Source organism: Pseudomonas sp. EYE_354, assembly GCF_023148575.1.
Taxonomy (GTDB): Bacteria; Pseudomonadota; Gammaproteobacteria; order Pseudomonadales; family Pseudomonadaceae; genus Aquipseudomonas.
The window spans coordinates 56460-78011 of sequence record NZ_JAHXNQ010000008.1; the positions used below are offsets into that span (position 1 = coordinate 56460).

General features: G+C 59.2%; 24 protein-coding genes. 16 read left to right on the plus strand and 8 right to left on the minus strand.

What is annotated here, in order from left to right; translation table 11 throughout:
- Positions 1–98: 98 nt before the first annotated feature.
- The 5 genes from KZX66_RS12815 to purT all read left to right on the plus strand — a co-directional run bounded on the left by KZX66_RS12815 (position 99) and on the right by purT (position 3438).
- Positions 99–701 (plus strand): CoA pyrophosphatase, encoded by a 603-nt coding sequence (locus tag KZX66_RS12815; protein ID WP_248079848.1) that lies wholly within the window; start codon positions 99–101, stop codon positions 699–701.
- 35 nt (positions 702–736) lie between these two features.
- On the plus strand, positions 737–1261 hold the full coding sequence (locus tag KZX66_RS12820) for a gamma carbonic anhydrase family protein (protein WP_248079850.1): 525 nt from the start codon (positions 737–739) through the stop codon (positions 1259–1261).
- A complete protein-coding gene (locus KZX66_RS12825; protein WP_248079852.1) occupies positions 1258–1473 on the plus strand; it encodes a DUF1289 domain-containing protein in 216 nt (71 codons plus the stop codon). Before KZX66_RS12820 ends, KZX66_RS12825 begins: the two co-directional genes overlap by 4 nt.
- A gap of 245 nt (positions 1474–1718) precedes the next feature.
- Positions 1719–2186, plus strand: coding sequence for a VUT family protein (locus KZX66_RS12830; RefSeq protein ID WP_248079854.1), 468 nt, complete (start codon positions 1719–1721; stop codon positions 2184–2186).
- A 70-nt stretch (positions 2187–2256) separates the two neighbouring features.
- Positions 2257–3438, plus strand: coding sequence for a formate-dependent phosphoribosylglycinamide formyltransferase (gene purT, locus KZX66_RS12835; protein WP_054918313.1), 1182 nt, complete (start codon positions 2257–2259; stop codon positions 3436–3438).
- Between the two features lie 42 nt (positions 3439–3480).
- Here the strand turns inward: purT and KZX66_RS12840 are convergent, their stop codons facing one another.
- The 3 genes from KZX66_RS12840 to ccsA form a co-directional block, all read right to left on the minus strand.
- Entirely contained in the window at positions 3481–4791 is a 1311-nt protein-coding gene (locus tag KZX66_RS12840) for an MFS transporter (RefSeq protein WP_248079856.1), read from the minus strand.
- A 296-nt stretch (positions 4792–5087) separates the two neighbouring features.
- Complete coding sequence (locus KZX66_RS12845; RefSeq protein WP_248079858.1) at positions 5088–6326, minus strand: transporter associated domain-containing protein; 1239 nt, start codon at positions 6324–6326, stop codon at positions 5088–5090.
- A 12-nt stretch (positions 6327–6338) separates the two neighbouring features.
- Positions 6339–7151, minus strand: coding sequence for a cytochrome c biogenesis protein CcsA (gene ccsA / locus KZX66_RS12850; RefSeq protein WP_248079860.1), 813 nt, complete (start codon positions 7149–7151; stop codon positions 6339–6341).
- Between the two features lie 235 nt (positions 7152–7386).
- On the opposite strand from ccsA, the gene ffh reads away from it, so the two are divergent.
- The 6 genes from ffh to xerD all read left to right on the plus strand — a co-directional run bounded on the left by ffh (position 7387) and on the right by xerD (position 12111).
- Complete coding sequence (gene ffh / locus KZX66_RS12855) at positions 7387–8763, plus strand: signal recognition particle protein (protein ID WP_248079862.1); 1377 nt, start codon at positions 7387–7389, stop codon at positions 8761–8763.
- 250 nt (positions 8764–9013) lie between these two features.
- Positions 9014–9265, plus strand: a complete 252-nt coding sequence (rpsP, locus tag KZX66_RS12860; protein WP_003175899.1) for a 30S ribosomal protein S16 — start codon at positions 9014–9016, stop codon at positions 9263–9265.
- Positions 9266–9270: 5 nt separating this feature from the next.
- Complete coding sequence (gene rimM, locus KZX66_RS12865) at positions 9271–9807, plus strand: ribosome maturation factor RimM (RefSeq protein WP_024077236.1); 537 nt, start codon at positions 9271–9273, stop codon at positions 9805–9807.
- The gene (gene trmD, locus KZX66_RS12870; RefSeq protein ID WP_248079864.1) at positions 9789–10562 is read left to right on the plus strand and encodes a tRNA (guanosine(37)-N1)-methyltransferase TrmD; all 774 of its coding nucleotides are present in this window, start codon (positions 9789–9791) and stop codon (positions 10560–10562) included. Before rimM ends, trmD begins: the two co-directional genes overlap by 19 nt.
- 45 nt (positions 10563–10607) lie before the next feature.
- On the plus strand, positions 10608–10958 hold the full coding sequence (gene rplS / locus KZX66_RS12875) for a 50S ribosomal protein L19 (RefSeq protein WP_003175895.1): 351 nt from the start codon (positions 10608–10610) through the stop codon (positions 10956–10958).
- Positions 10959–11214: 256 nt separating this feature from the next.
- Positions 11215–12111 (plus strand): site-specific tyrosine recombinase XerD, encoded by an 897-nt coding sequence (gene xerD / locus KZX66_RS12880; RefSeq protein WP_248079866.1) that lies wholly within the window; start codon positions 11215–11217, stop codon positions 12109–12111.
- A 76-nt stretch (positions 12112–12187) separates the two neighbouring features.
- Here the strand turns inward: xerD and KZX66_RS12885 are convergent, their stop codons facing one another.
- The 3 genes from KZX66_RS12885 to KZX66_RS12895 all read right to left on the minus strand — a co-directional run bounded on the left by KZX66_RS12885 (position 12188) and on the right by KZX66_RS12895 (position 13919).
- A complete protein-coding gene (locus KZX66_RS12885) occupies positions 12188–12742 on the minus strand; it encodes a GAD-like domain-containing protein (RefSeq protein ID WP_348983804.1) in 555 nt (184 codons plus the stop codon).
- Positions 12743–13054: 312 nt separating this feature from the next.
- Complete coding sequence (locus KZX66_RS12890) at positions 13055–13672, minus strand: GAD-like domain-containing protein (RefSeq protein ID WP_248079868.1); 618 nt, start codon at positions 13670–13672, stop codon at positions 13055–13057.
- 7 nt (positions 13673–13679) lie between these two features.
- Positions 13680–13919 carry a polymorphic toxin type 15 domain-containing protein gene (locus KZX66_RS12895; RefSeq protein WP_248079870.1) on the minus strand — a complete coding sequence of 80 codons (240 nt, stop codon included), beginning with the start codon at positions 13917–13919 and terminating at the stop codon, positions 13680–13682.
- Positions 13920–14264: 345 nt separating this feature from the next.
- Here KZX66_RS12895 and KZX66_RS12900 point away from each other — a divergent pair, with 345 nt between their 5' ends.
- The 4 genes from KZX66_RS12900 to KZX66_RS12915 all read left to right on the plus strand — a co-directional run bounded on the left by KZX66_RS12900 (position 14265) and on the right by KZX66_RS12915 (position 18593).
- A complete protein-coding gene (locus tag KZX66_RS12900; protein ID WP_010207987.1) occupies positions 14265–14996 on the plus strand; it encodes a thioredoxin fold domain-containing protein in 732 nt (243 codons plus the stop codon).
- A gap of 129 nt (positions 14997–15125) precedes the next feature.
- Positions 15126–16430 (plus strand): homoserine dehydrogenase, encoded by a 1305-nt coding sequence (locus KZX66_RS12905; protein WP_248079872.1) that lies wholly within the window; start codon positions 15126–15128, stop codon positions 16428–16430.
- A 103-nt stretch (positions 16431–16533) separates the two neighbouring features.
- Positions 16534–17943, plus strand: coding sequence for a threonine synthase (gene thrC, locus KZX66_RS12910; RefSeq protein ID WP_248079874.1), 1410 nt, complete (start codon positions 16534–16536; stop codon positions 17941–17943).
- A gap of 365 nt (positions 17944–18308) precedes the next feature.
- Complete coding sequence (locus tag KZX66_RS12915) at positions 18309–18593, plus strand: DUF3509 domain-containing protein (protein WP_248079876.1); 285 nt, start codon at positions 18309–18311, stop codon at positions 18591–18593.
- 170 nt (positions 18594–18763) lie between these two features.
- Here KZX66_RS12915 and KZX66_RS12920 read toward each other — a convergent pair whose 3' ends face one another.
- Both KZX66_RS12920 and KZX66_RS12925 read right to left on the minus strand, forming a co-directional pair.
- Complete coding sequence (locus KZX66_RS12920; RefSeq protein ID WP_248079878.1) at positions 18764–19627, minus strand: TIGR02285 family protein; 864 nt, start codon at positions 19625–19627, stop codon at positions 18764–18766.
- A 16-nt stretch (positions 19628–19643) separates the two neighbouring features.
- On the minus strand, positions 19644–20843 hold the full coding sequence (locus KZX66_RS12925) for a CaiB/BaiF CoA-transferase family protein (RefSeq protein ID WP_248079880.1): 1200 nt from the start codon (positions 20841–20843) through the stop codon (positions 19644–19646).
- Between the two features lie 148 nt (positions 20844–20991).
- On the opposite strand from KZX66_RS12925, the gene KZX66_RS12930 reads away from it, so the two are divergent.
- Complete coding sequence (locus KZX66_RS12930) at positions 20992–21534, plus strand: YaeQ family protein (RefSeq protein WP_248079882.1); 543 nt, start codon at positions 20992–20994, stop codon at positions 21532–21534.
- Positions 21535–21552 lie beyond the last annotated feature (18 nt).

Consider the following 21552-nt stretch of genomic DNA (forward strand, 5'->3'; position numbering starts at 1 on the left):
CTGCAAGTTGTCGTTTAGCGACAGCCGCCGGGTTTTGGGCTTGGGCGTGTCGTCGCTTTGGTGCATGATGCAAGGTAGCCAACAGACCGAGATGACTCATGCTGGACGAGCTACTTCGCCGGGTAAGCAATCACACGCCGCATACGCTGGAAACGGACGGACGTTTCCCCGAGGCCGCGGTGCTGGTGCCGATTACCCGCAGTGACGAACCTGAGCTGATCCTGACCCTGCGCGCCAGCGGCCTGTCGACCCACGGTGGCGAAGTGGCCTTTCCTGGCGGACGCCGCGACCCTGAAGACCCGGACCTGGTGTTCACCGCCCTGCGTGAAGCCGAAGAAGAAATCGGCCTGCCGCCGGGGCTGGTGGAGGTCATCGGCCCGTTGAGCCCGCTGATTTCCCTGCATGGTATCCGCGTGACGCCTTACGTGGGGGTCATCCCCGATTACGTCGAGTACCTGGCCAACGATGCCGAAATCGCCGCGGTCTTCAGTGTGCCGCTGGACTTTTTCCGACAGGACCCGCGCGAACATACCCACAGAATCGATTACCAGGGCCGCAGTTGGTACGTGCCCAGCTATCGCTTTGGTGAATATAAAATCTGGGGGCTGACGGCGATCATGATCGTCGAGTTGATCAACCTGCTCTATGACGATGCCAACATCAGCCTGCACCAGCCACCCAAAAGCTTCATCAATATTTAAGCCATCGTTTGAATGGCCGGCCGTGAGGACACACCATGAAATACCGCCTGGGCGACGCCCGCGTCGAGACGCACCCCAACAGTTGGGTGGCACCCAATGCCACGCTGGTGGGCAAGGTCAAGCTGGAGGAGGGTGCCAACGTCTGGTTCAACGCGGTATTGCGTGGCGACAATGAACTGATCCTGATCGGCAAAAACAGCAACGTGCAGGACGGCAGCGTGATGCACACCGACATGGGCTACCCGCTGACCCTGGGCACCGGTGTGACCATCGGCCACAACGCCATGCTGCATGGCTGCACCGTCGATGATTACAGCCTGATTGGTATCAATGCGGTAATCCTCAACGGCGCCAGGATCGGTAAGCACTGCATCATCGGCGCCAATTCGCTGATCGGCGAAGGCAAGGAAATTCCCGACGGCTCCCTGGTGATGGGCTCGCCGGGCAAGGTGGTGCGGGAGCTCACCGAGGCGCAGAAGCGCATGCTCGAAGCCAGTGCCGCGCACTATGTGCATAACGCCCAGCGGTATGCCCGCGACCTGGCTGAGCAGGAAGAATGAACCCGCTCGAACGCCCCGTCGCCTCGCCGTGCGTGAGTATTTGCGCGCTGGATGATGACGATATCTGCACCGGCTGCCAGCGCACCGTGGATGAGATCACCCGCTGGAGCCGCATGGACAACGCCGAACGCCGGATGGTGTTGGGGTTGTGCCATGAGCGGGCGGTGGCGAGCGGGTTGGTCTTTATAGTTTGTGCTAACCCCAGCGGCTGATCATTGAGGTGAAGCGCCGGGCAGTGGTCAGTCCGGTTTTGTGTGTGGTGAGCGGGCTTTCTGCGGTGAGCGGGCTTGCCCCGCGCTGGGCTGCGCAGCAGCCCCAAAACCTGACGCTCTGATCTACCTGAAAAAAAGCACGGCGGTCTTATCATGGCCGCTTCGCAGCCAGGCACGGGCAAGCTCGCTCGCCACATTCAGCGCAGTGCATTACCCTGTGCGGCATTACCCACAGGTCCATCCCCATGCTCTTCCTGATCGCCTATATCAGCAGCGTCGTGCTGATCAACTTCGCCTTCTCCACCGCGCCGCACCTGGATGTGATCTGGTCCGCCTGGGGTGGCCTGGTCTTTATCCTGCGCGATATGGTGCAAACCCGCTTCGGTCACGGCGCGATCATCGCCATGCTGGCGGCGCTGGTGCTGTCGTATATCACCTCGGACCCGGCCATTGCCCTGGCCAGCGCCACGGCGTTTGCGGTGTCGGAGTGCATCGACTGGCTTGTGTTCAGCATCACCAAGCGCCCCCTGCATGACCGCCTGTGGATAAGTTCGGCGCTGAGCATTCCCCTCGATACGTTCATCTTCTTCGGCCTGATCGGCGCCCTCACGCCGGCCGTGGTGGGCACCGCCCTGGCCTCGAAATTCGCCGGGGTCACGGCGGTGTGGCTGATCATGGCCTGGCGCCTGCGCAAACGGGCCGTCGCCAACTGAGGCCAATTTTTACAGTTCATGTAAAATGCCGGCCTTTCTCCCCCATGATCCGCTCCCCTGAGGACCTGAGATGACCCGAATCGGAACTCCATTGTCGCCAACCGCGACCCGCGTTTTGCTGTGTGGCTGCGGTGAGCTGGGCAAGGAAGTGGTAATCGAACTGCAACGCCTGGGCGTTGAAGTGATTGCCGTGGATCGCTACGCCAACGCGCCGGCCATGCAGGTGGCGCATCGCAGCCACGTGATCAACATGCTCGACGGCGCCGCCCTGCGCGCGGTAATCGAAGCAGAAAAGCCGCACTTCATCGTGCCGGAAATCGAAGCCATCGCCACCGCGACGCTGGTGGAGCTGGAAGCTGAAGGCTTCACCGTGATCCCAACGGCACGCGCCACCTCACTGACCATGAACCGTGAAGGCATCCGTCGCCTGGCCGCCGAAGAACTGGACCTGCCGACCTCGCCGTACCACTTCGCCGACACCTTCGAAGACTACAGCAAGGCCGTGCAAGACCTGGGCTTCCCGTGCGTGGTCAAGCCGGTGATGAGTTCGTCGGGCAAGGGCCAGAGCCTGCTGCGCAGCGCCGACGACGTGCAAAAAGCCTGGGATTACGCCCAGGAAGGCGGGCGGGCCGGTAAAGGCCGCGTGATCATCGAAGGCTTTATCGACTTCGACTACGAAATCACACTGCTGACCGTGCGCCACATCGGCGGCACCACCTTCTGTGCGCCGGTTGGCCACCGCCAGGAGAAGGGCGACTACCAGGAATCCTGGCAGCCGCAAGCCATGAGCCCGATTGCCCTGGCCGAATCCGAGCGCGTTGCCAAAGCGGTGACCGAAGCGTTGGGCGGTCGTGGCCTGTTTGGCGTGGAATTGTTCATCAAGGGCGATCAGGTGTGGTTCAGCGAAGTGTCGCCGCGCCCCCACGACACCGGTCTGGTGACGTTGATTTCCCAGGACCTGTCGCAATTCGCCCTGCACGCGCGCGCGATTCTCGGCCTGCCGATTCCTTTGATCCGTCAGTTTGGGCCGTCGGCTTCGGCGGTGATCCTGGTGGAAGGGCAGTCGACCCAGACCGCGTTCGCCAACCTCGGCGCCGCTTTGAGCGAGCCGGACACGGCGTTGCGTCTGTTTGGTAAGCCAGAAGTGAATGGACAGCGCCGCATGGGCGTGGCGTTGGCGCGGGACGAGTCGATCGAAGCGGCGCGAGCCAAAGCCACTCGTGCTTCCCAGGCGGTTGTTGTAGAGCTCTGAAAACATCGGGGGCAAGCTCCGCTTGCCCCCGACAGCGGTCTATCAGACGACCTTGTTCAAATCATTATCCCGCGTCTCTTTCAGGCACAGCACAGCAATCAAGCTGAGCAACGCCGCCGCCGACACATACCCGCCGACATAACTCAGGCCACCCATCGCCACCAGCTTGGTTGCGAAGAACGGCGCCGCCGACGCGCCAACAATCCCTCCCAGGTTATAGGCGGCCGAAGCGCCGGTATAACGTACGCGGGTCGGGAACAGTTCAGGCAGCAGCGCGCCCATCGGCGCGAAGGTCACGCCCATCAGAAACAGCTCCAGCGCCAGGAACAGCGCCACGGCCCAGGTCGAACCGTGGGTCAGCAGCGGCTCCATGGTGAAGCCCGACAGGATCGCCAGAATCGCACCGACGATCAGCACCGGCTTGCGCCCGTAGCGATCACTGGCCAGGGCCGCCAGGGGCGTGGCCAGGCCCATGAACAACACCGCGAAGCACAACAGGGCAAGGAAGGTTTCACGGCTGTAGCCCAGGGTCGACACGCCATAGCTCAGGGAAAACGCCGTGGTGATGTAGAACAGCGCATAGCACACCACCATTGACGCGGCGCCCAGCAGCACCGGCAGCCAATGCTGGCTGAACAATTCCACCAAGGGCACTTTTACCGGCTTTTCCTTGGCGACGGCGTTTGCGAATACAGGGGTCTCGTGCAGCTTCAAGCGTGCATACAGGCCGACCATCACCAGTGCCGCGCTGAGGATGAACGGGATGCGCCAGCCCCAGCTGCGGAACTGCTCGTCGTTGAGGCTCATGGCCAGGATCAGGAACAAGCCGTTGGCGGCAAGGAAGCCAATGGACGGGCCCAACTGCGGGAACATACCGAACCAGGCGCGTTTGCCTTTGGGCGCGTTCTCGGTCGCCAGCAATGCCGCGCCGCCCCATTCCCCGCCCAGGCCAAGACCTTGGCCGAAGCGCAGCACGCACAACAGAATCGGCGCCCACGCCCCGATGCTGTCATAGCCGGGCAGCAAGCCAATCAGCGTGGTGCACACGCCCATCAGCAGCAGTGAAGCCACCAGCGTCGACTTGCGGCCGATACGGTCGCCAAAGTGGCCGAACAGCGCCGAGCCCAGTGGCCGGGCGATAAACGCGATACCGAAGGTCAGGAACGACGCCAGCATCTGCGCGGTGCCGGAGGTCTGTGGAAAGAACACCGGGCCGATCACCAGGGCAGCGGCGGTGGCATAGATGTAGAAGTCGTAGAACTCGATGGCGGTGCCAACGATGCTCGCCGTGGCGACCCGTGCGGTCGAGTTGGTCGGGGCGGCGCTTGCCGTCTCGTTATAGGTGGTGCTCATGGCGGTATCCCTGATGGTCATTGCGCGTTTGGACGCGGATTATTATTGGTCGAACACCCATGGATCAGGGGTATGCGCGGGGCCGCTCGGGATGGGAGCGGGCACCGGTCAGACACGATAAGGCGGTGCCTGGACGCGTTTGGTGCGGGTAGCACACGGTCGGGCGGGGCTTTGGTAAGCCGAGCCGATTATAGGAAGGGGTTTGGAAATACAACAAGAGCTGGCACGCCGCAAATCAAAATGCGGAAGGGGGGGCGTGCCACGCTCCCCCGATTGGATCTTGAAGTGTCGGGAAGTTATACGGCCACCGGCACGTGACTGGTGTGCCAGATCAGCACCTTGCTGACCCGGTTGTCCTCGGTCTCGAGGATTTCCAGGCGATAGCGGCCGATCTTCAGGCATACCGCGCAATCGGGAATGGTCTCCAGCGCTTCAGTCACCAGGCCGTTGAGGGTCTTGGGGCCGTCGCTGGGCAGGTGCCAACCCAGGCTCTTGTTCAGCTCGCGGATGGACGCGGCGCCGTCGATGATATAGCGGCCATCGGGCTGTGCTTCGATGTGCGGGTTGTCCGCACTCTGTTCGCTTTCGAATTCGCCGACGATTTCTTCGAGGATGTCTTCCAGGGTCACGATGCCCAGCACTTCGCCGTATTCATCCACCACCATGCCCAGGCGCCGCTGCTGTTTGTGGAAGTTGAGCAGTTGCAGCTGCAGGGGCGTGCTTTCCGGAACGAAGTAGGGCTCGTGGCAGGCGGCAAGCAGCGCTTCTTTGGTCAGGCTGGCGTCGGACAGCAGATGTTGGATCTGCCGGGTGTTAAGCACTGCCTGGACCTGGTTGATATCGCTGTGGAACACCGGCAGGCGTGTGCGCGGGGACGTGCGCAGTTGTTCGATGATGGCGTCGATCGAGTCGTCCAGGTTGATACCGTCCACTTCGCTGCGCGGCACCAGGATGTCATTGACCGTTATGTTGTCCAGAGCGTGGATACCGGGCATACCGGGAAGGCGGTCGGCGTCGGCGTCCGACTCGGGTTCGTCATCGTGGTCCGGCAGCGGCTCGTCGCTCTTCTTCACCACGCCGGAGGTGCGTGCGAACGGGCGCAATAGCAGCAGGCTGATGCCATTGAGCAGCCAGGCCAGGGGATAAACGATTTTCAACGGCACGCCCAGCAGCGTATTGCCGAAGCCCAGCACCGCTTGTGGATAGCGTGTGGCCAGCGCGCGCGGCAGGTAATCGGCCAGTATCAGCAGCAGGGCGCAGGAAATCAGCCAGCCCAGCCATGGGCCGTTTTGCGCCCAGGCATAGATCGCCAGCAAGGTGCACAGAATTACCACCGCGGCGCGGCACAAGCTGTTGCACAGGATCAGGCTATGGCGTGGGAAGCTCAGGCGCGCGGCGGCCTTGTCACCCTGGCGGGTGCCGGGACGCAGGGCCAGCAAGTGTTGTTGTGCTGCTTCTATGGCGGTAAACAACGCCGCCCATAAGATCAGCAGGGCGATGACCGCAAGCATCGGCTCAAGGGGCAAGTTTTCCATAATCGCTGCCCGTCAGATATGCAGGATGTATTCGCGAACCAGCTTGCTGCCGAAATAGGCCAGCATCAGCAGGCAGAAACCGGCCAGGGTCCAGCGGATCGCCTTGTGCCCGCGCCAGCCGAGACGATTGCGGCCCCACAGCAGGACGCTGAACACAATCCAGGCCAGGCACGCCAGCAGGGTTTTGTGCACCAGGTGCTGGGCAAACAAGTTCTCGACGAACAGCCAGCCGGAGATCAGCGACAGCGAAAGCAGGGTCCAGCCGGCCCACAGGAAACCGAACAGCAGGCTTTCCATGGTTTGCAGCGGTGGGAAGTTCTTGATCAGCCCGGACGGGTGCTTGTGCTTGAGCTGGTGGTCTTGCACCAGCAGGAGCAGGGCCTGGAACACCGCGATGGTGAACATGCCATAGGCCAGGATCGACAACAGGATGTGAGCGAGGATGCCCGGTTCTTCGTCGATCACCTGCACCGTGCCGGTGGGCGCGAATTGCGCCATCAGCACGGTCAGCACGCCCAGTGGGAAGAGCAGGACGAGGAGGTTTTCGACCGGGATCCGATAACAGGCGATCAGGGTCAGTGCGATGACCGCCGCAGCGATCAGGCTGGCGGCGCTGAAAAAGTCCAGGCCAAGGCCCACCGGCGTCATCAGGTGGGTGAACAGGCTCGCGGCGTGGGCCAGCAGGGCGAGGACGCCCAGGCCTACCAGCAGACGTTTGTCGGCCTTGGTGCCTTGGGCCAGACGAGTGGCCTGATAGAAGGTCGCAGCGGCATACAAGATGGCGGCGGCGAGGCTGGGTAGCAAACTGGGTGACAAGGGGACCATAAATCCTGATAGACAAGCCCGAAAGGCGCTGAGTTTGGCACACCCCAGCGTTGCACGAAAGACTCCGAGGCCAGACAGCGGGTGTGCATGGGCGCAGTCTTCGCTATAATCCGCGACCTGCCCACGCCGCAGGCTCGCCGAGCGCTGTTTTTAATAGCGATTTACCACAGCCTGGGCCGCCATTACCTCGGTCTACCATTGCATTTCGATGAATTAGGGCCTGAAAGGATCGCGCATGTTTGAAAACTTGACTGACCGTCTCTCGCAGACGCTGCGCCATGTCACCGGCAAGGCCAAGCTGACCGAGGACAATATTAAAGACACCCTGCGCGAAGTGCGCATGGCGTTGCTGGAAGCCGACGTGGCCTTGCCCGTGGTCAAGGACTTCGTCAACTCGGTCAAGGAGCGTGCGGTCGGCACTGAAGTGTCGCGCAGCCTGACCCCGGGCCAGGCCTTTGTGAAGATCGTCCAGGCCGAACTCGAAAGCCTGATGGGCGCGGCCAACGAAGACCTGAACCTCAGTGCCGTGCCGCCGGCCGTCGTGCTGATGGCCGGTCTGCAAGGTGCGGGTAAAACCACCACCGCGGGCAAGCTGGCGCGCTTCCTTAAGGAGCGCAAGAAGAAGTCGGTGATGGTGGTGTCGGCGGACGTTTACCGTCCGGCCGCTATCAAGCAGTTGGAAATGCTCGCGGGCGAAGTGGGCGTGACCTTCTTCCCGTCCGACCTGAGCCAGAAGCCGGTCGACATCGCCAACGCGGCTATTAAAGAAGCCAGGCTCAAATTCATCGACGTGGTCATTGTCGATACCGCCGGTCGCCTGCACATCGACGAAGAGATGATGGGTGAGATCAAGGCGTTGCACGCCGCGATCAACCCGGTCGAGACGCTGTTCGTGGTCGACGCCATGACCGGCCAGGATGCGGCCAACACCGCCAAGGCTTTCGGTGATGCACTGCCGCTGACCGGCGTGATCCTCACCAAGGTCGACGGTGATGCCCGTGGCGGCGCCGCGCTGTCGGTGCGCGCCATTACCGGCAAGCCGATCAAGTTCATCGGTATGGGCGAGAAGAGCGACGCGCTCGAGCCGTTCCACCCTGAGCGTATCGCCTCGCGCATCCTCGGCATGGGCGACGTGCTCAGCCTGATCGAACAGGCCGAAGCGACCCTCGACAAAGACAAGGCCGACAAGCTGGCCAAAAAGCTGAAGAAGGGCAAAGGCTTCGATCTCGAAGACTTCCGCGATCAGCTGCAACAAATGAAGAACATGGGCGGCCTCGGCGGCTTGATGGACAAGCTGCCGAACATCGGCGGTGTGAACCTGGCGCAAATGGGCAATGCCCAGGGCGCGGCAGAGAAGCAGTTCAAGCAGATGGAAGCCATCATCAATTCCATGACCCCGGCCGAGCGCCGTGACCCTGAGCTGATCAGCGGTTCGCGCAAACGTCGGATCGCCATGGGCTCCGGCACCCAGGCGCAGGACATCGGTCGCTTGATCAAGCAGCACAAGCAGATGCAGAAGATGATGAAGAAATTCTCCGCCAAGGGCGGAATGGCCAAGATGATGCGCGGCATGGGCGGTATGTTGCCTGGCGGCGGCATGCCGAAAATGTAAAAAATTCGCGCGCAGGTTCGCTTGCGCTCCGACCCACAGGGATGTGGGATCTCCAGCAAACCCGCCGTTGGCGGGGGGCTGACTCGCCGTTTTAACCGACGGCTCTCTAGCAGATCTGAATGGCACGCGGTAGGCGCCAGAAAAAGACATTTGCAAAAGTCCGGATATTCCTTAGAATATGCGGCCTTTCGGGCACCTATGCCCGCTGTGCATTTAGATTTGCAGCACCGACTACAGGAACGATGTTCACATGCTAACAATCCGTCTTGCCCTTGGCGGCTCCAAAAAGCGCCCGTTTTACCACTTGACCGTAACCGACAGCCGCAACCCGCGCGACGGTTCGCACAAGGAACAGGTTGGTTTCTTCAACCCTGTTGCTCGTGGTCAAGAAGTTCGTCTGTCCGTGAACCAAGAGCGCGTAGCCTACTGGCTGAGCGTTGGCGCACAGCCATCCGAGCGCGTAGCAAAACTGTTGAAGGACTCGGCTAAGGCCGCAGCCTGAGCAATATGAACGCGACGCCAGCTGTTGCTGATGATTTGATCGTTATCGGCAAGATTTACTCTGTTCATGGCGTTCGCGGCGAGGTGAAGGTGTATTCCTTTACTGATCCGACTGAAAACCTGTTGCAGTACAAAACCTGGACGCTTAAGCGCGAAGGTAGTGTGAAACAGGTCGAGCTGGTCAGTGGACGCGGGAGCGATAAGTTCCTGGTCGCAAAGCTCAAGGGTCTTGATGACCGTGAAGAAGCTCGTCTTCTGGCCGGTTATGAGATCTGCGTGCCGCGCAACCTGTTCCCTGAATTGACCGACGGCGAGTACTACTGGTACCAGCTGGAAGGTCTGAAGGTTATCGATCAACTCGGGCAACTGTTCGGGAAAATCGACCATCTTCTGGAAACCGGCGCCAATGATGTAATGGTGGTCAAGCCTTGCGCAGGCAGCCTGGATGATCGCGAACGCCTGTTGCCCTATACGGAGCAATGCGTGTTGGCAGTCGACCTGGTCGCAGGCGAGATGAAGGTGGAATGGGATGCGGACTTCTAAGCGTGGCTAATCTGCGCATTGAAGTGATCAGTTTGTTTCCCGAGATGTTTTCCGCCATCAGCGAGTACGGCATCACCAGTCGGGCGGTGAAACAGGGGCTGTTGCAGCTCACCTGTTGGAACCCGCGAGACTACACGACGGATCGGCATCACACTGTGGATGACCGCCCATTTGGCGGTGGCCCTGGCATGGTGATGAAGATCAAACCCCTGGAGGACGCGTTGGCTCAGGCCAGGGCAGCAGCCGGGGAGAAGGCGAAGGTAATTTACCTGTCCCCTCAAGGCCGTCAGCTGAAACAGGCTGCGGTACGCGAACTGGCGAATGAGGAAGCATTAATCCTGATTGCCGGTCGCTATGAAGGCATTGACGAGCGTTTTATTGATGCTCATGTCGATGAAGAGTGGTCGATTGGGGACTATGTCCTGTCTGGCGGCGAGCTGCCGGCGATGGTCCTGATAGATGCGGTTACACGACTGCTGCCTGGAGCTTTAGGGCATGCGGACTCCGCGGAGGAAGATTCCTTCACGGATGGTTTGCTGGATTGCCCGCACTACACCCGACCGGAGGTGTATGCGGATCAGCGTGTTCCCGACGTATTGCTAAGTGGCAATCACGCACACATCCGGCGTTGGCGTTTACAGCAGTCCCTTGGTCGGACCTATGAACGACGCGCCGATCTTCTGGAAAGCCGCTCGCTTTCTGGAGAAGAGAAGAAGCTGCTCGAGGAATACATCCTCGCGCGGGACGATAGTTAACAACGTATCGATGGTAGGTCCATTGACTTACCTTAGGAGCACAGCATGACTAACAAAATCATCCTTGCACTCGAAGCAGAGCAGATGACCAAAGAGATCCCTACCTTTGCCCCAGGCGACACTATTGTCGTTCAAGTGAAAGTAAAGGAAGGCGACCGTTCGCGTCTGCAAGCGTTCGAAGGCGTGGTAATCGCCAAGCGTAACCGTGGTGTGAACAGTGCTTTCACTGTTCGTAAAATCTCCAACGGTGTTGGCGTAGAGCGTACTTTCCAGACCTACAGCCCGCAAATCGACAGCATGGCCGTTAAGCGTCGCGGTGACGTACGTAAAGCCAAGCTGTACTACCTGCGTGACCTGTCCGGTAAAGCAGCTCGCATCAAGGAAAAACTGGCTTAAGTCCAGCGTTCCGATGCAGAAAAAAGCAGCCTGCGGGCTGCTTTTTTGTGCCTGGGATTTGATCGTTCCCACGCTCCGCGTGGGAACGCATCCTGTGACGCGCTGCGTCACGACTTCAAGAGCGGACGCAGAGCGTCCAAGACGGCATTCCCACGCAGAGCGTGGGAACGATCTTACGCGCGACACAAATCCGTGTGGGAGCTGGCTTGCCTGCGATAGGATCTACCGGACATCACCGTCATCAGCCTGAGCCCCCATGCCCGCCATTGACCATCCCCTGATCGACCGCTTCCTCGACGCCCTTTGGCTGGAAAAAGGACTGTCAGACAACACCCGCCAGGCCTACCGCAGCGACCTCGCGCTTTTCAACGGCTGGCTACAAGAGAAAAACCTGGAGCTGATCAACGCGGGCCGCGAGCTGATCCTCGATCACCTGGCCTGGCGTCTGGAGCAGAACTACAAGCCGCGCTCCACGGCGCGATTTCTGTCCGGCGTGCGGGGCTTTTATCGCTACCTGCTGCGGGAAAAGTTGATCGGCGTCGATCCCACCCTGCAAATCGACATGCCGCAACTGGGCAGGCCCTTACCCAAATCCTTGTCGGAAGCCGATGTCGAGGCCTTGCTCGCGGCCCCCGACCTCAGCGAAGCCATCGGCCAGCGTGACCGCGCGATGCTGGAGGTGCTGTACGCCTGCGGCCTGCGGGTGACCGAGCTGATCAGCCTGACCCTGGAACAAGTCAATCTGCGTCAGGGCGTGCTGCGGGTGATGGGCAAAGGCAGCAAGGAGCGGCTGGTGCCGATGGGGGAGGAGGCCATCGTGTGGATCGATCGCTATATGCGTGATGCCCGTGGCGAATTGCTCGGCGGGCGCCCCAGCGACGTGCTGTTTCCCAGCCAGCGCGGCGAGCAGATGACCCGCCAGACGTTCTGGCATCGCATCAAACACCAGGCCAAGGTCGCCGGGATCGGCAAGACGCTGTCGCCCCACACGTTGCGTCATGCGTTCGCTACCCATTTGCTCAACCACGGCGCCGATTTGCGTGTGGTGCAAATGCTGCTCGGCCACAGTGACTTATCCACCACTCAGATCTACACGCACGTGGCGCGTGCACGCTTGCAGGAAATGCACGCCAAGCACCACCCGCGAGGCTGACATGGCGCACAATATTATTCGGGTGGGAACTCCCATTCTCGTAGCTCGCAAAGTTGGGAGAGGAAAACGAGATGTTCTACAGAGTTGACTTTTCCAAGTGGTTAATAGTACTTGGGAATCCCAATGCTAATGCTGGAACAAATCCATATAGCTCACCATCGTTCAGACGTCCTAATTTTTTTAGTGCATGTTGAAACGTATTGGAAATATCAAGGCCGTCCCTGGTTAATGATGCGAAAAAATTTTGGACGCCGATGTCTATGCGGTCGCCGAGAAAACGTGGGGTTCTGGATGAGCAATGCGCTACCGGACTAGAAATGGTAAGTGAGTCCCCAGTAGTTTCGCCCCAAAGAAACAAGTCGCCGAATGCGCTGATGGCGATAACATGATAGTTATCAGTTTTTGAGAATTTTGTTCCCTTGAGCCAATTGCTCAGTACTGCCTCATTAAGGCTGGGGTTGACGGTCCAAAACAGTCCGTCAGCATAGCCGCACCAACCATGCATTTTCCAATACTTTAATAACTGACTTGGAAGTTTGTTCTTGTAGAAGTTCAGGGTTTCATCTGTAACCTCCGTTTTATCGAAGCTTGGGCCAAATTCTTCCAGGAAGCACGCAAACGCATCATCCATATTTCCCTCCTTATTTACAGCGAGGCGGAGGTGCATTGATTTGCGGCCGAGCGGTGCAGCGCCGAGGAGCCGTTGTTGCGGCAGCTGGATAACCGCTAGGTGGCTTGCCACTATGCGAGACAATTTGTGGCCTGAAGCAACCAAGCCTCCCCCCTGTAGGAGCAGGCATCAGTTGAAATTAGCTCTGCCGCCCTTCCTGGCAGATTGCGCATCAGTTTGGCCGGAGGTTTTTCTTTTTTCTGCGACACCAAAAGTGCTGTTTTTAAAATAGGCAATTTACCCAGCGCATCGAATGTATCCGAAACTGCAAAACTATATTTTTGGAATTATCAGCTCTTCTAACTCGGACACCTGAGATAAAAAAGTCAGGTGTTCAACAGCGTTAACTTTCTCTATCCTTGCAAGCGTACTTTGACCGCCTAATGCAAGAGCCGGTGTAAATCCGTACATTTCCCCTTCGTGCAGTCTGCCTAATTTATTTTTCGCGACATCAAACAAATTTTCGTAGTCATTACTTTTAACAGTCAGGCCACTAAAAAAACACCGCACACCAAAATCAAACTGATCACCTGTAGAAATTGGCACTCGACGAATGTAATAGGCATCTACCGAGGATATTTTTAGAGAATATCCTGACTGCTCCCCCCACAAGTACAAAGTGCCAAAAGCGCTTCGAGCAATGACATGATACACATCGCCACCCCCTAGCTTTCTTCCTTTAAGCCATTCACCGACAACAGATTCATATTCTTGTGGATTTACGGTCCAGAAAGCACCTTCTGCATACCCACACCATCCGTAGGTTTCCCAATAGGTTAATAGTTGGTCGGGCAATTTCCCCCTATACCGGTCGATGGTCGAGGGGGGGACATACCGTCGATCATAACCGGGGCCGAAAGTACTTAGAAAAAAGTCGAAATCTTCATCCATAATTCACCTATTTACACCGTTTCAACTGAGTATTGATTTTTGTGCGCTCCTGCTCTACTTGGGCAATACTGCCCGCAACCTTATCCAATTCAGAAACCCTACTTCGCCATTGAGCTCCAATACTTGAATTTACTTGCCGATCACCAAAGTCCCCAATAACATCCATGCCCCCTGAATAAAGATCCGGATTATGAAGAGCGGCTAATTTTTTCATTTTTTCGCGCGCAATCTCTGTTGCCTTTGACATAGCGCTAGCGGGTGACCACTACATAATGCCAAGCGTCCATTTCTCTTACTCCCCCATTCTGCGTGGGTATGACCCGTTACTTTTCAGGGGAGGCTAACGACCTGGCACAAACAATTGTGGGGCTTTCTTAAATCAGGAACGGTCTGATGTGCTTGCTAGAAAACCCTTACAGACACTTCATGCATTGATCTATCTGTGGGCAGGGAGCAGCTTCAATTCTTTAGCTGTGGCTGCCCTGCGGCCCAACTGTGGTAGGCTTTGCCGGTTAGCAAGGGGGACGGTCGCAGCCCGTGTTTCCAGATGGGTGTTCCATACCCGCCCCTGCATCTGCCTTCAGGAGTTCCCATGCGCTTGACCCAGATTATTGCCGCCGCAGCCATTGCGTTGGTTTCCACCTTTGCCTTCGCCGATGACGCTGCCGAGCAGACCATTCGCAAGAGCCTGGCCAACCTGCAGCTCGACACCCCGATCGAAAGCATCAGCGCCAGCCCGATGGCCGGCCTGTACGAAGTCAAGCTCAAGGGCAGTCGCGTGCTGTATGCCAGTGCCGATGGCCAGTACATCGTCCAGGGCTACCTGTTCCAGTTGAAGGATGGCAAACCGGTCAACCTCACCGAAAAAGCCGAGCGCCTGGGCGTGTCCAAGCTGATCAATGGCATCCCGGTGGCTGAAACCGTGGTTTACCCGGCTATCGGCGAGACCAAGACCCACATCACCGTATTCACCGATACCACCTGCCCGTACTGCCATAAACTGCATGCCGAAGTGCCTGCATTGAACAAGCTCGGCGTGGAAGTACGCTATGTCGCGTTCCCGCGCCAGGGCCTGGGTTCACCGGGTGACGAGCAGTTGCAGGCGGTCTGGTGCTCGGCCGACAAAAAAGCGGCCATGGACAAGATGGTCGACGGCAAGGAAATCAAGGCCGCCAAGTGCGCCAACCCGGTCTCCAAGCAGTTCGCCTTGGGCCAGTCCATTGGTGTGAACGGTACGCCGGCCATCGTTTTGGCTGACGGTCAGGTGATTCCGGGCTACCAGCCGGCACCACAAGTTGCCAAACTGGCGCTGAGTGCCAAATAAACCAGCATCGTCGAACCTTTGACGATCATGGCCTGCTGCTAAGCCTGTGGGTCATTAATTGAGAGCCGCAGTCGTGCGGCTGTTTTCCACGGCCGACCTAGCGTCGGCCGTTTCATGGGGAGTTCTTCAGTGAAACCGGTCAAAGTAGGCATCTGTGGGTTAGGGACCGTCGGTGGCGGCACCTTCAACGTACTTCAGCGTAACGCTGAAGAAATTTCCCGCCGTGCAGGGCGCGGGATTGAAGTGGCGCAAATTGCCACGCGTTCGCCAAAGCCTCAGTTCCAAACGACCGGTATTGCGATTACCAACGATGTCTTCGCCGTGGCCACCAACCCTGAGATCGATATCGTCATCGAGCTGGTCGGCGGCTACACCGTGGCCCGCGAGCTGGTGCTCAAGGCCATCGAGAACGGCAAGCATGTGGTCACCGCCAACAAGGCGCTGATCGCCGTTCACGGCAACGAGATCTTCGCCAGAGCCCGCGAAAAGGGCGTGATCGTGGCGTTCGAAGCGGCCGTGGCCGGCGGCATCCCGGTGATCAAGGCGATACGTGAAGGCTTGTCCGCCAACCGCATCAACTGGGTGGCCGGCATCATTAACGGCACCGGTAACTTCATCCTCACCGAAATGCGCGAAAAGGGCCGTACCTTCGAAGACGTATTGGCCGAAGCCCAGGCCCTGGGCTACGCCGAAGCCGACCCGACGTTCGACGTGGAAGGCATCGACGCCGCGCACAAGCTGACCATCCTGGCATCCATCGCTTTTGGTATCCCGCTGCAGTTTGACAAGGCCTACACCGAAGGCATCACCAAGCTGACCACGGCCGACGTGAATTACGCCGAAGCCCTGGGCTACCGCATCAAGCACCTCGGTGTCGCGCGCAGCACCCCGGCCGGTATCGAGCTGCGTGTGCATCCGACGTTGATCCCGGCCGATCGCCTGATCGCCAACGTAAACGGCGTGATGAACGCGGTGATGGTCAACGGCGACGCAGCCGGTTCGACCCTGTTCTACGGCGCCGGCGCCGGCATGGAGCCGACCGCGTCGTCGGTGATCGCCGACCTGGTAGACGTGGTTCGCGCCATGACCAGCGACCCGGAAAACCGTGTGCCGCACCTGGCGTTCCAGCCGGATTCGCTGTCGGCCCACCCGATCCTGCCGATCGAAGCCTGCGAAAGTGCCTACTACCTGCGCATCCAGGCCAAGGATCACCCGGGCGTGTTGGCTCAGGTGGCCAGCATTCTCTCGGAGCGTGGTATCAACATCGAGTCGATCATGCAGAAGGAAGTCGAGGAGCAAAACGGCCAGGTGCCGATGATCCTGCTGACCCACCGCGTGCTTGAACAGCACATCAACGATGCTATCAAGGCGCTCGAAGCGTTGCAGGGCGTCGTTGGGCCGGTCGTTCGGATTCGCGTCGAACATCTCAATTAATTCAGTTGCAAGTGCCACGCTACACGCTGCAAGTAAAAGCCGAACCGCTTCAACTTGCAGCTTGTAGCTTAAAGCTTGCAGCTCAAACCGAAGGTTTGCTTTCATGCGCTACATCAGCACCCGCGGCCAGGCACCGGCCCTGAATTTCGAAGACGTCCTGCTGGCGGGCCTCGCCACCGACGGCGGCCTGTACGTGCCGGAAAACCTGCCACGTTTCACCCAGGAAGAAATCGCCTCCTGGGCCGGCCTGCCGTACCACGAGCTGGCGTTCCGGGTCATGCGCCCGTTCGTCACCGGCAGCATTCCGGACGCGGACTTCAAGAAGATCCTCGAAGAGACATACGGTGTGTTTGCCCACAGCGCCATCGCGCCGTTGCGTCAACTAAATGGTAATGAGTGGGTCCTTGAGCTGTTCCACGGCCCGACCCTGGCGTTCAAGGACTTCGCCCTGCAATTGCTGGGTCGCCTGCTGGACTATGTGCTGGCCAAGCGCGGCGAGCGCGTGGTGATCATGGGCGCCACGTCCGGTGATACCGGTTCGGCGGCCATCGAAGGCTGTAAGCATTGCGAAAACGTCGACATCTTCATCCTGCACCCGCACCAGCGAGTGTCGGAAGTGCAGCGTCGCCAGATGACCACGCTCTTTGGGGACAACATCCATAACATCGCCATCGAAGGCAACTTCGATGACTGCCAGGAAATGGTCAAGAACAGCTTCGCTGACCAAAGCTTCCTCAAGGGCACACGCCTGGTGGCGGTGAACTCGATCAACTGGGCGCGGATCATGGCCCAGATCGTCTACTACTTCCACGCCTCCCTGCAGCTGGGTGGCCCTGCGCGTTCGGTGTCGTTCTCGGTGCCGACCGGTAACTTCGGCGATATCTTCGCCGGTTACCTGGCGCGCAACATGGGCCTGCCGATCAACCAGTTGATCGTCGCCACCAACCGCAACGACATCCTGCATCGTTTCATGAGCGGCAACGGGTACGTCAAGGAAACCCTGCACGCCACCCTGTCGCCGTCCATGGACATCATGGTGTCGTCGAACTTCGAGCGCCTGCTCTTCGACATGCACGGGCGCAACGGTGCGGCGATTGCCGGTTTGATGGACAGCTTCAAGAGCGGTGGCGGTTTCAACGTCGAGCAAGAGCGTTGGACCGAAACTCGCAAACTGTTCGACTCCCTGGCGGTTGACGATGCACAGACCTGCGAAACCATCGCTGAGGTCTACGCCCAGACCGGCGAGCTGCTCGACCCGCACACCGCCATTGGTGTGAAGGCGGCGCGCGAATGCCGTCGCAGCCTGGATATCCCGATGGTGATCCTCGGGACCGCCCACCCGGTCAAGTTCCCGGAAGCGGTGGAAAAGGCCGGTGTTGGCAAGGCCCTGGAACTGCCGGCACACCTGGCGGACCTGTTCGAGCGTGAAGAGCGTTGCACGGTGTTGGCCAATGACCTGAAGGCTGTGCAGGCATTTGTCAGCCAGCATGGCAATCGGGGCAAGCCGTTGTAAGGCAAGTCGCCAGTGTAAAAACGCCGCTCTCCCTGTCTTGGGTCAGCGGCGTTTTTTGTTTATAGCTCGGGCTCGGAAGGTGACATGCTCGGTTATATGAGCAATTTGATCGCTATCCCTGTGACCGACGCAATCGTTGCGACGACTGCCATTGCCACACCCACCCTAAAAAAGCGGCCCGTTGCGTAAGCATTTATGTGCCACCGTTTTTTGCCTGTCATGTTGCAAGCGCATGCTGGAAACGTCATCCCCCGGCAACCCCGCGAAAACGAAAAAGCGAACTTTCCTGCGTCACAACCAGTCACTTAGGAAAGAGGCAGCTCCCGTTTACAAGAATGTTTGCGAACTATTGAGTGGTGATCAAAATGGAAAGTATCAGCCTATTGCTCGAAGAAGCACTGAGCCCTTATCAGGTGACGTTGACCACCGCTGGTGTGCAGGACGAGTGCCTGGTGACCGTGAAAAACCCTGCCGGCGCGATCGTGGTCGAACGAGACGTCGACCGTGCGCAATTGATGGACAAACGCCTCCTGGTGGATGTGGTGGACTGCCTGCTGCGTGACATCAAAATTGCTGAAGGGCGTGTAGAACCTTCGGTTATCGCCGCCCTGCGCAACGCCGCCCAGACCCGCGGCGCCGCTCGCGCATGAAGAATTGTTCACCGTTGGAAACTTCCTACAGCGTGGCCGGTCAGATTTCGTAACAGCAAGAGCGAGCATTGTGCTCCGGTGTTCGTGGCTTGCTGTACTGGTCTTTGTTGGCCACGTTTAACCCCGTCGTGTCTCCCCACACTTCGGGGTTTCTTTTTGCCTGCGATTTGTCAGGGCGCGTCCCGATAGAACCGGGGGGGATCGGTCAGGTACTGCGCGCGCAATGCGGGGTCGAGCCAGTTGGCGTAGGCGTGCAGCAGTTTATCCTGAGGCAGCTTGCTCAGCACCCCGTTGAGATGCTCGATGACCTGATGACCTTGAGGTGTATCGGAGCAACCGATATGAACGCGCTGATAGGGCATGGCGCCGGCAATCGGATAGAACGCCAGCGTCAGCGGATCGATGCCTTGGCGCAGGGCGTGATAGCGAATTTCGGTCCAGTAACCCAGCACCGCTTCCAGGCGCCCCAGCCGCTGCATCTGCAACAGGCTGCCGAGGGCATCATTGCCGTAGTGCAGCACGCGGTAGTGGGCGTCAGTACGCGCCATCACGCCATCGATGAAGGTCCCATAGCTGCGCTCGGCCACCATGCCCAGACGCGTTTGTTCGTCCTGCAGCAAGGCCGTGAGGTCGATCTTGCCTTGCGTGACCAATGGCGCGAGCGCAGCCTGACGGTCCTGGCGCACCGCCACGCCATTACTGACGATGGAAAATGCCGGACCTGAATACACCACCCACTTGGCCCGCTGCGGAGTCCACAGCAGGCTGGGATCGCAGCTCAGGGCAGGGGCCTGGAGCATTTGCAGGCCGCGTGCCCGGTTGACGTGCACGACCTTGTGTTCGTATTCGGGCAGGCGCTCGATCAGCATTGGCAGCAATTCGTCGATGGCGCCCTGGCCCTTTTGCGGGCCGTCGAAGAAGGTCAGCGGCGGCAGGTCGCTGATCAACCAGGTCAAGGTGTCGGCCGCCTGCAGCGGCAGCGGTGCCAGCCCGAACAATGGCATACACAGCCCAAGCAGCCAGCGGCACGCCATTAGCTTGTGTACGCCATCAGATGGCACCGTGTTCGCGTAAACGGCTGATGGCCGCTGCGTCGTAACCCAGTGCGTTGAGCACCACGCTGTTGTGTTCGCCCAATTGCGGTCCGACCCATTCACAACTGCCGGGGGTATCCGACAGCTTGGGCACGATGCCCGGCATCTTGAAGTCTTTACCACCCGGTAATTGCGCCTTGAGGAACATCTCCCGCGCCAGGAATTGCGGATCGCCAAGCATATCTTCGGCACTGTAGATCCGGCTGGCGGGCACTTCGGCCTTATTGAGCTGCTCCACCACGTGTTCCAGTGGCAACGAGTTCACCCAGCGGTCTATCACCCCGTACAGCTCATCACGGCGTTCGTCGCGGCCGTCATTGCTGGCCAGTTGCGGGTCATTGGCCAAATCATCGCGGCCGATGGCGCACATGAAGCGCTTGAAGATCGCGTCGCCGTTGGCACCGATCTGCACATGCTTGCCGTCCGCGCTGGTGTGGATCGAGGAGGGCGTGATGCCGGGCATGATGTTGCCGGTGCGCTCGCGGATAAAGCCAAACACGTCGAACTCGGGGATCATGCTTTCCATCATGGCGAAGATGGCCTCATACAGCGCCACATCCACCACTTGGCCGACGCCGCCGTTGACTTCGCGATGACGCAGCGCCATCAACGCCCCGATCACCGCCCACAACGCGGCGATGGAGTCACCGATGGAGATCCCGGTGCGCACCGGCGCGCGGTCTTCGAAGCCGGTGATGTAACGTAAACCGCCCATGGATTCGCCAACGGCACCAAACCCGGGCTGGTCCTTCATCGGCCCGGTCTGGCCAAAGCCCGAGAGGCGCACCATCACCAGTTTCGGGTTCAGCGCGTGCAGGGTTTCCCAGCTCAGCCCGAGCTTTTCCAGCACGCCGGGGCGGAAGTTCTCGATGAGGATGTCGGCGTCTGCGAGCAGCTGTTTGAGAATCGCCAGACCCTCCGGGTGCTTGAGGTTCAGCGTCAGCGACTTCTTGTTGCGCGCCTGCACGAACCACCACAGCGAGGTGCCCTCATACAGCTTGCGCCATTTGCGCAGCGGGTCGCCGCCATCCGGGGATTCAACCTTGATCACCTCGGCACCGAACTCCGCGCAGATGCGTGAGGCGAACGGGCCGGCGATCAAGGTGCCGAGTTCGATGACTTTGAGGCCTGCAAGCGGTTTGGCATTAAACGACATGGGGATCCTTTCGGGTGCAGAGCGGGTGTGTGAAGCCTTTTAACATAGCCGAGCGGGCCAGGGATAAGGATGATGCAGCGCAGGATTCGTTGAATGGCCCCGCCATCGGGTAGACTGGCCGCCTTTCCCTGTCTTTAGAAGCCCGTTCATGGCCCAGCCGTCCACGACCTACAAATTCGAACTCAACCTCACCGACCTTGATCGTTCGGTGTACGAGAGCGTCAAACAGACCATCGCCCGCCACCCCTCGGAAACCGAAGAACGCATGACCGTGCGCCTGTTGGCCTACGCGCTCTTTTATAACGAGCAACTGTCTTTCGGGCGCGGTCTGTCAGATGTAGACGAACCAGCTCTGTGGGAAAAAAGTCTGGATGATCGGGTGCTGCACTGGATCGAAGTCGGTCAGCCCGATGCCGACCGCCTGACCTGGTGCTCACGTCGCACCGAACGCACCAGCCTGCTGGCGTACGGCAGCCTGCGTGTATGGGAAGGCAAAGTGGTGCCCGTGGCGAAAAACCTGAAGAACGTACACATCGCCGCCGTGCCGCAGGAAGTGCTCGAAACCCTGGCCAAAGACATGCCCCGCGTGATCAAGTGGGACGTGATGATCAGTGAAGGCACGGTCTTCGTCACCGACGACCGTGGCCAGCATGAAGTGCAGCTTGAGTGGTTGGTCGGCGAACGCGATTGATCTGATCGCCACCGGTTA

What these genes read in the sequence shown, in the direction of transcription:
- KZX66_RS12815 (WP_248079848.1), top strand. Translation starts at nt 99, where the DNA reads ATGCTGGACGAGCTACTTCGCCGGGTAAGCAATCACACGCCGCATACG.
- KZX66_RS12820 (WP_248079850.1), top strand. Translation starts at nt 737, where the DNA reads ATGAAATACCGCCTGGGCGACGCCCGCGTCGAGACGCACCCCAACAGT.
- KZX66_RS12825 (WP_248079852.1), top strand. Translation starts at nt 1,258, where the DNA reads ATGAACCCGCTCGAACGCCCCGTCGCCTCGCCGTGCGTGAGTATTTGC.
- KZX66_RS12830 (WP_248079854.1), top strand. Translation starts at nt 1,719, where the DNA reads ATGCTCTTCCTGATCGCCTATATCAGCAGCGTCGTGCTGATCAACTTC.
- purT (WP_054918313.1), top strand. Translation starts at nt 2,257, where the DNA reads ATGACCCGAATCGGAACTCCATTGTCGCCAACCGCGACCCGCGTTTTG.
- KZX66_RS12840 (WP_248079856.1), bottom strand. Translation starts at nt 4,791, where the DNA reads ATGAGCACCACCTATAACGAGACGGCAAGCGCCGCCCCGACCAACTCG.
- KZX66_RS12845 (WP_248079858.1), bottom strand. Translation starts at nt 6,326, where the DNA reads ATGGAAAACTTGCCCCTTGAGCCGATGCTTGCGGTCATCGCCCTGCTG.
- ccsA (WP_248079860.1), bottom strand. Translation starts at nt 7,151, where the DNA reads ATGGTCCCCTTGTCACCCAGTTTGCTACCCAGCCTCGCCGCCGCCATC.
- ffh (WP_248079862.1), top strand. Translation starts at nt 7,387, where the DNA reads ATGTTTGAAAACTTGACTGACCGTCTCTCGCAGACGCTGCGCCATGTC.
- rpsP (WP_003175899.1), top strand. Translation starts at nt 9,014, where the DNA reads ATGCTAACAATCCGTCTTGCCCTTGGCGGCTCCAAAAAGCGCCCGTTT.
- rimM (WP_024077236.1), top strand. Translation starts at nt 9,271, where the DNA reads ATGAACGCGACGCCAGCTGTTGCTGATGATTTGATCGTTATCGGCAAG.
- trmD (WP_248079864.1), top strand. Translation starts at nt 9,789, where the DNA reads ATGGGATGCGGACTTCTAAGCGTGGCTAATCTGCGCATTGAAGTGATC.
- rplS (WP_003175895.1), top strand. Translation starts at nt 10,608, where the DNA reads ATGACTAACAAAATCATCCTTGCACTCGAAGCAGAGCAGATGACCAAA.
- xerD (WP_248079866.1), top strand. Translation starts at nt 11,215, where the DNA reads ATGCCCGCCATTGACCATCCCCTGATCGACCGCTTCCTCGACGCCCTT.
- KZX66_RS12885 (WP_348983804.1), bottom strand. Translation starts at nt 12,742, where the DNA reads ATGGATGATGCGTTTGCGTGCTTCCTGGAAGAATTTGGCCCAAGCTTC.
- KZX66_RS12890 (WP_248079868.1), bottom strand. Translation starts at nt 13,672, where the DNA reads ATGGATGAAGATTTCGACTTTTTTCTAAGTACTTTCGGCCCCGGTTAT.
- KZX66_RS12895 (WP_248079870.1), bottom strand. Translation starts at nt 13,919, where the DNA reads ATGTCAAAGGCAACAGAGATTGCGCGCGAAAAAATGAAAAAATTAGCC.
- KZX66_RS12900 (WP_010207987.1), top strand. Translation starts at nt 14,265, where the DNA reads ATGCGCTTGACCCAGATTATTGCCGCCGCAGCCATTGCGTTGGTTTCC.
- thrC (WP_248079874.1), top strand. Translation starts at nt 16,534, where the DNA reads ATGCGCTACATCAGCACCCGCGGCCAGGCACCGGCCCTGAATTTCGAA.
- KZX66_RS12915 (WP_248079876.1), top strand. Translation starts at nt 18,309, where the DNA reads ATGGAAAGTATCAGCCTATTGCTCGAAGAAGCACTGAGCCCTTATCAG.
- KZX66_RS12920 (WP_248079878.1), bottom strand. Translation starts at nt 19,627, where the DNA reads ATGGCGTGCCGCTGGCTGCTTGGGCTGTGTATGCCATTGTTCGGGCTG.
- KZX66_RS12925 (WP_248079880.1), bottom strand. Translation starts at nt 20,843, where the DNA reads ATGTCGTTTAATGCCAAACCGCTTGCAGGCCTCAAAGTCATCGAACTC.
- KZX66_RS12930 (WP_248079882.1), top strand. Translation starts at nt 20,992, where the DNA reads ATGGCCCAGCCGTCCACGACCTACAAATTCGAACTCAACCTCACCGAC.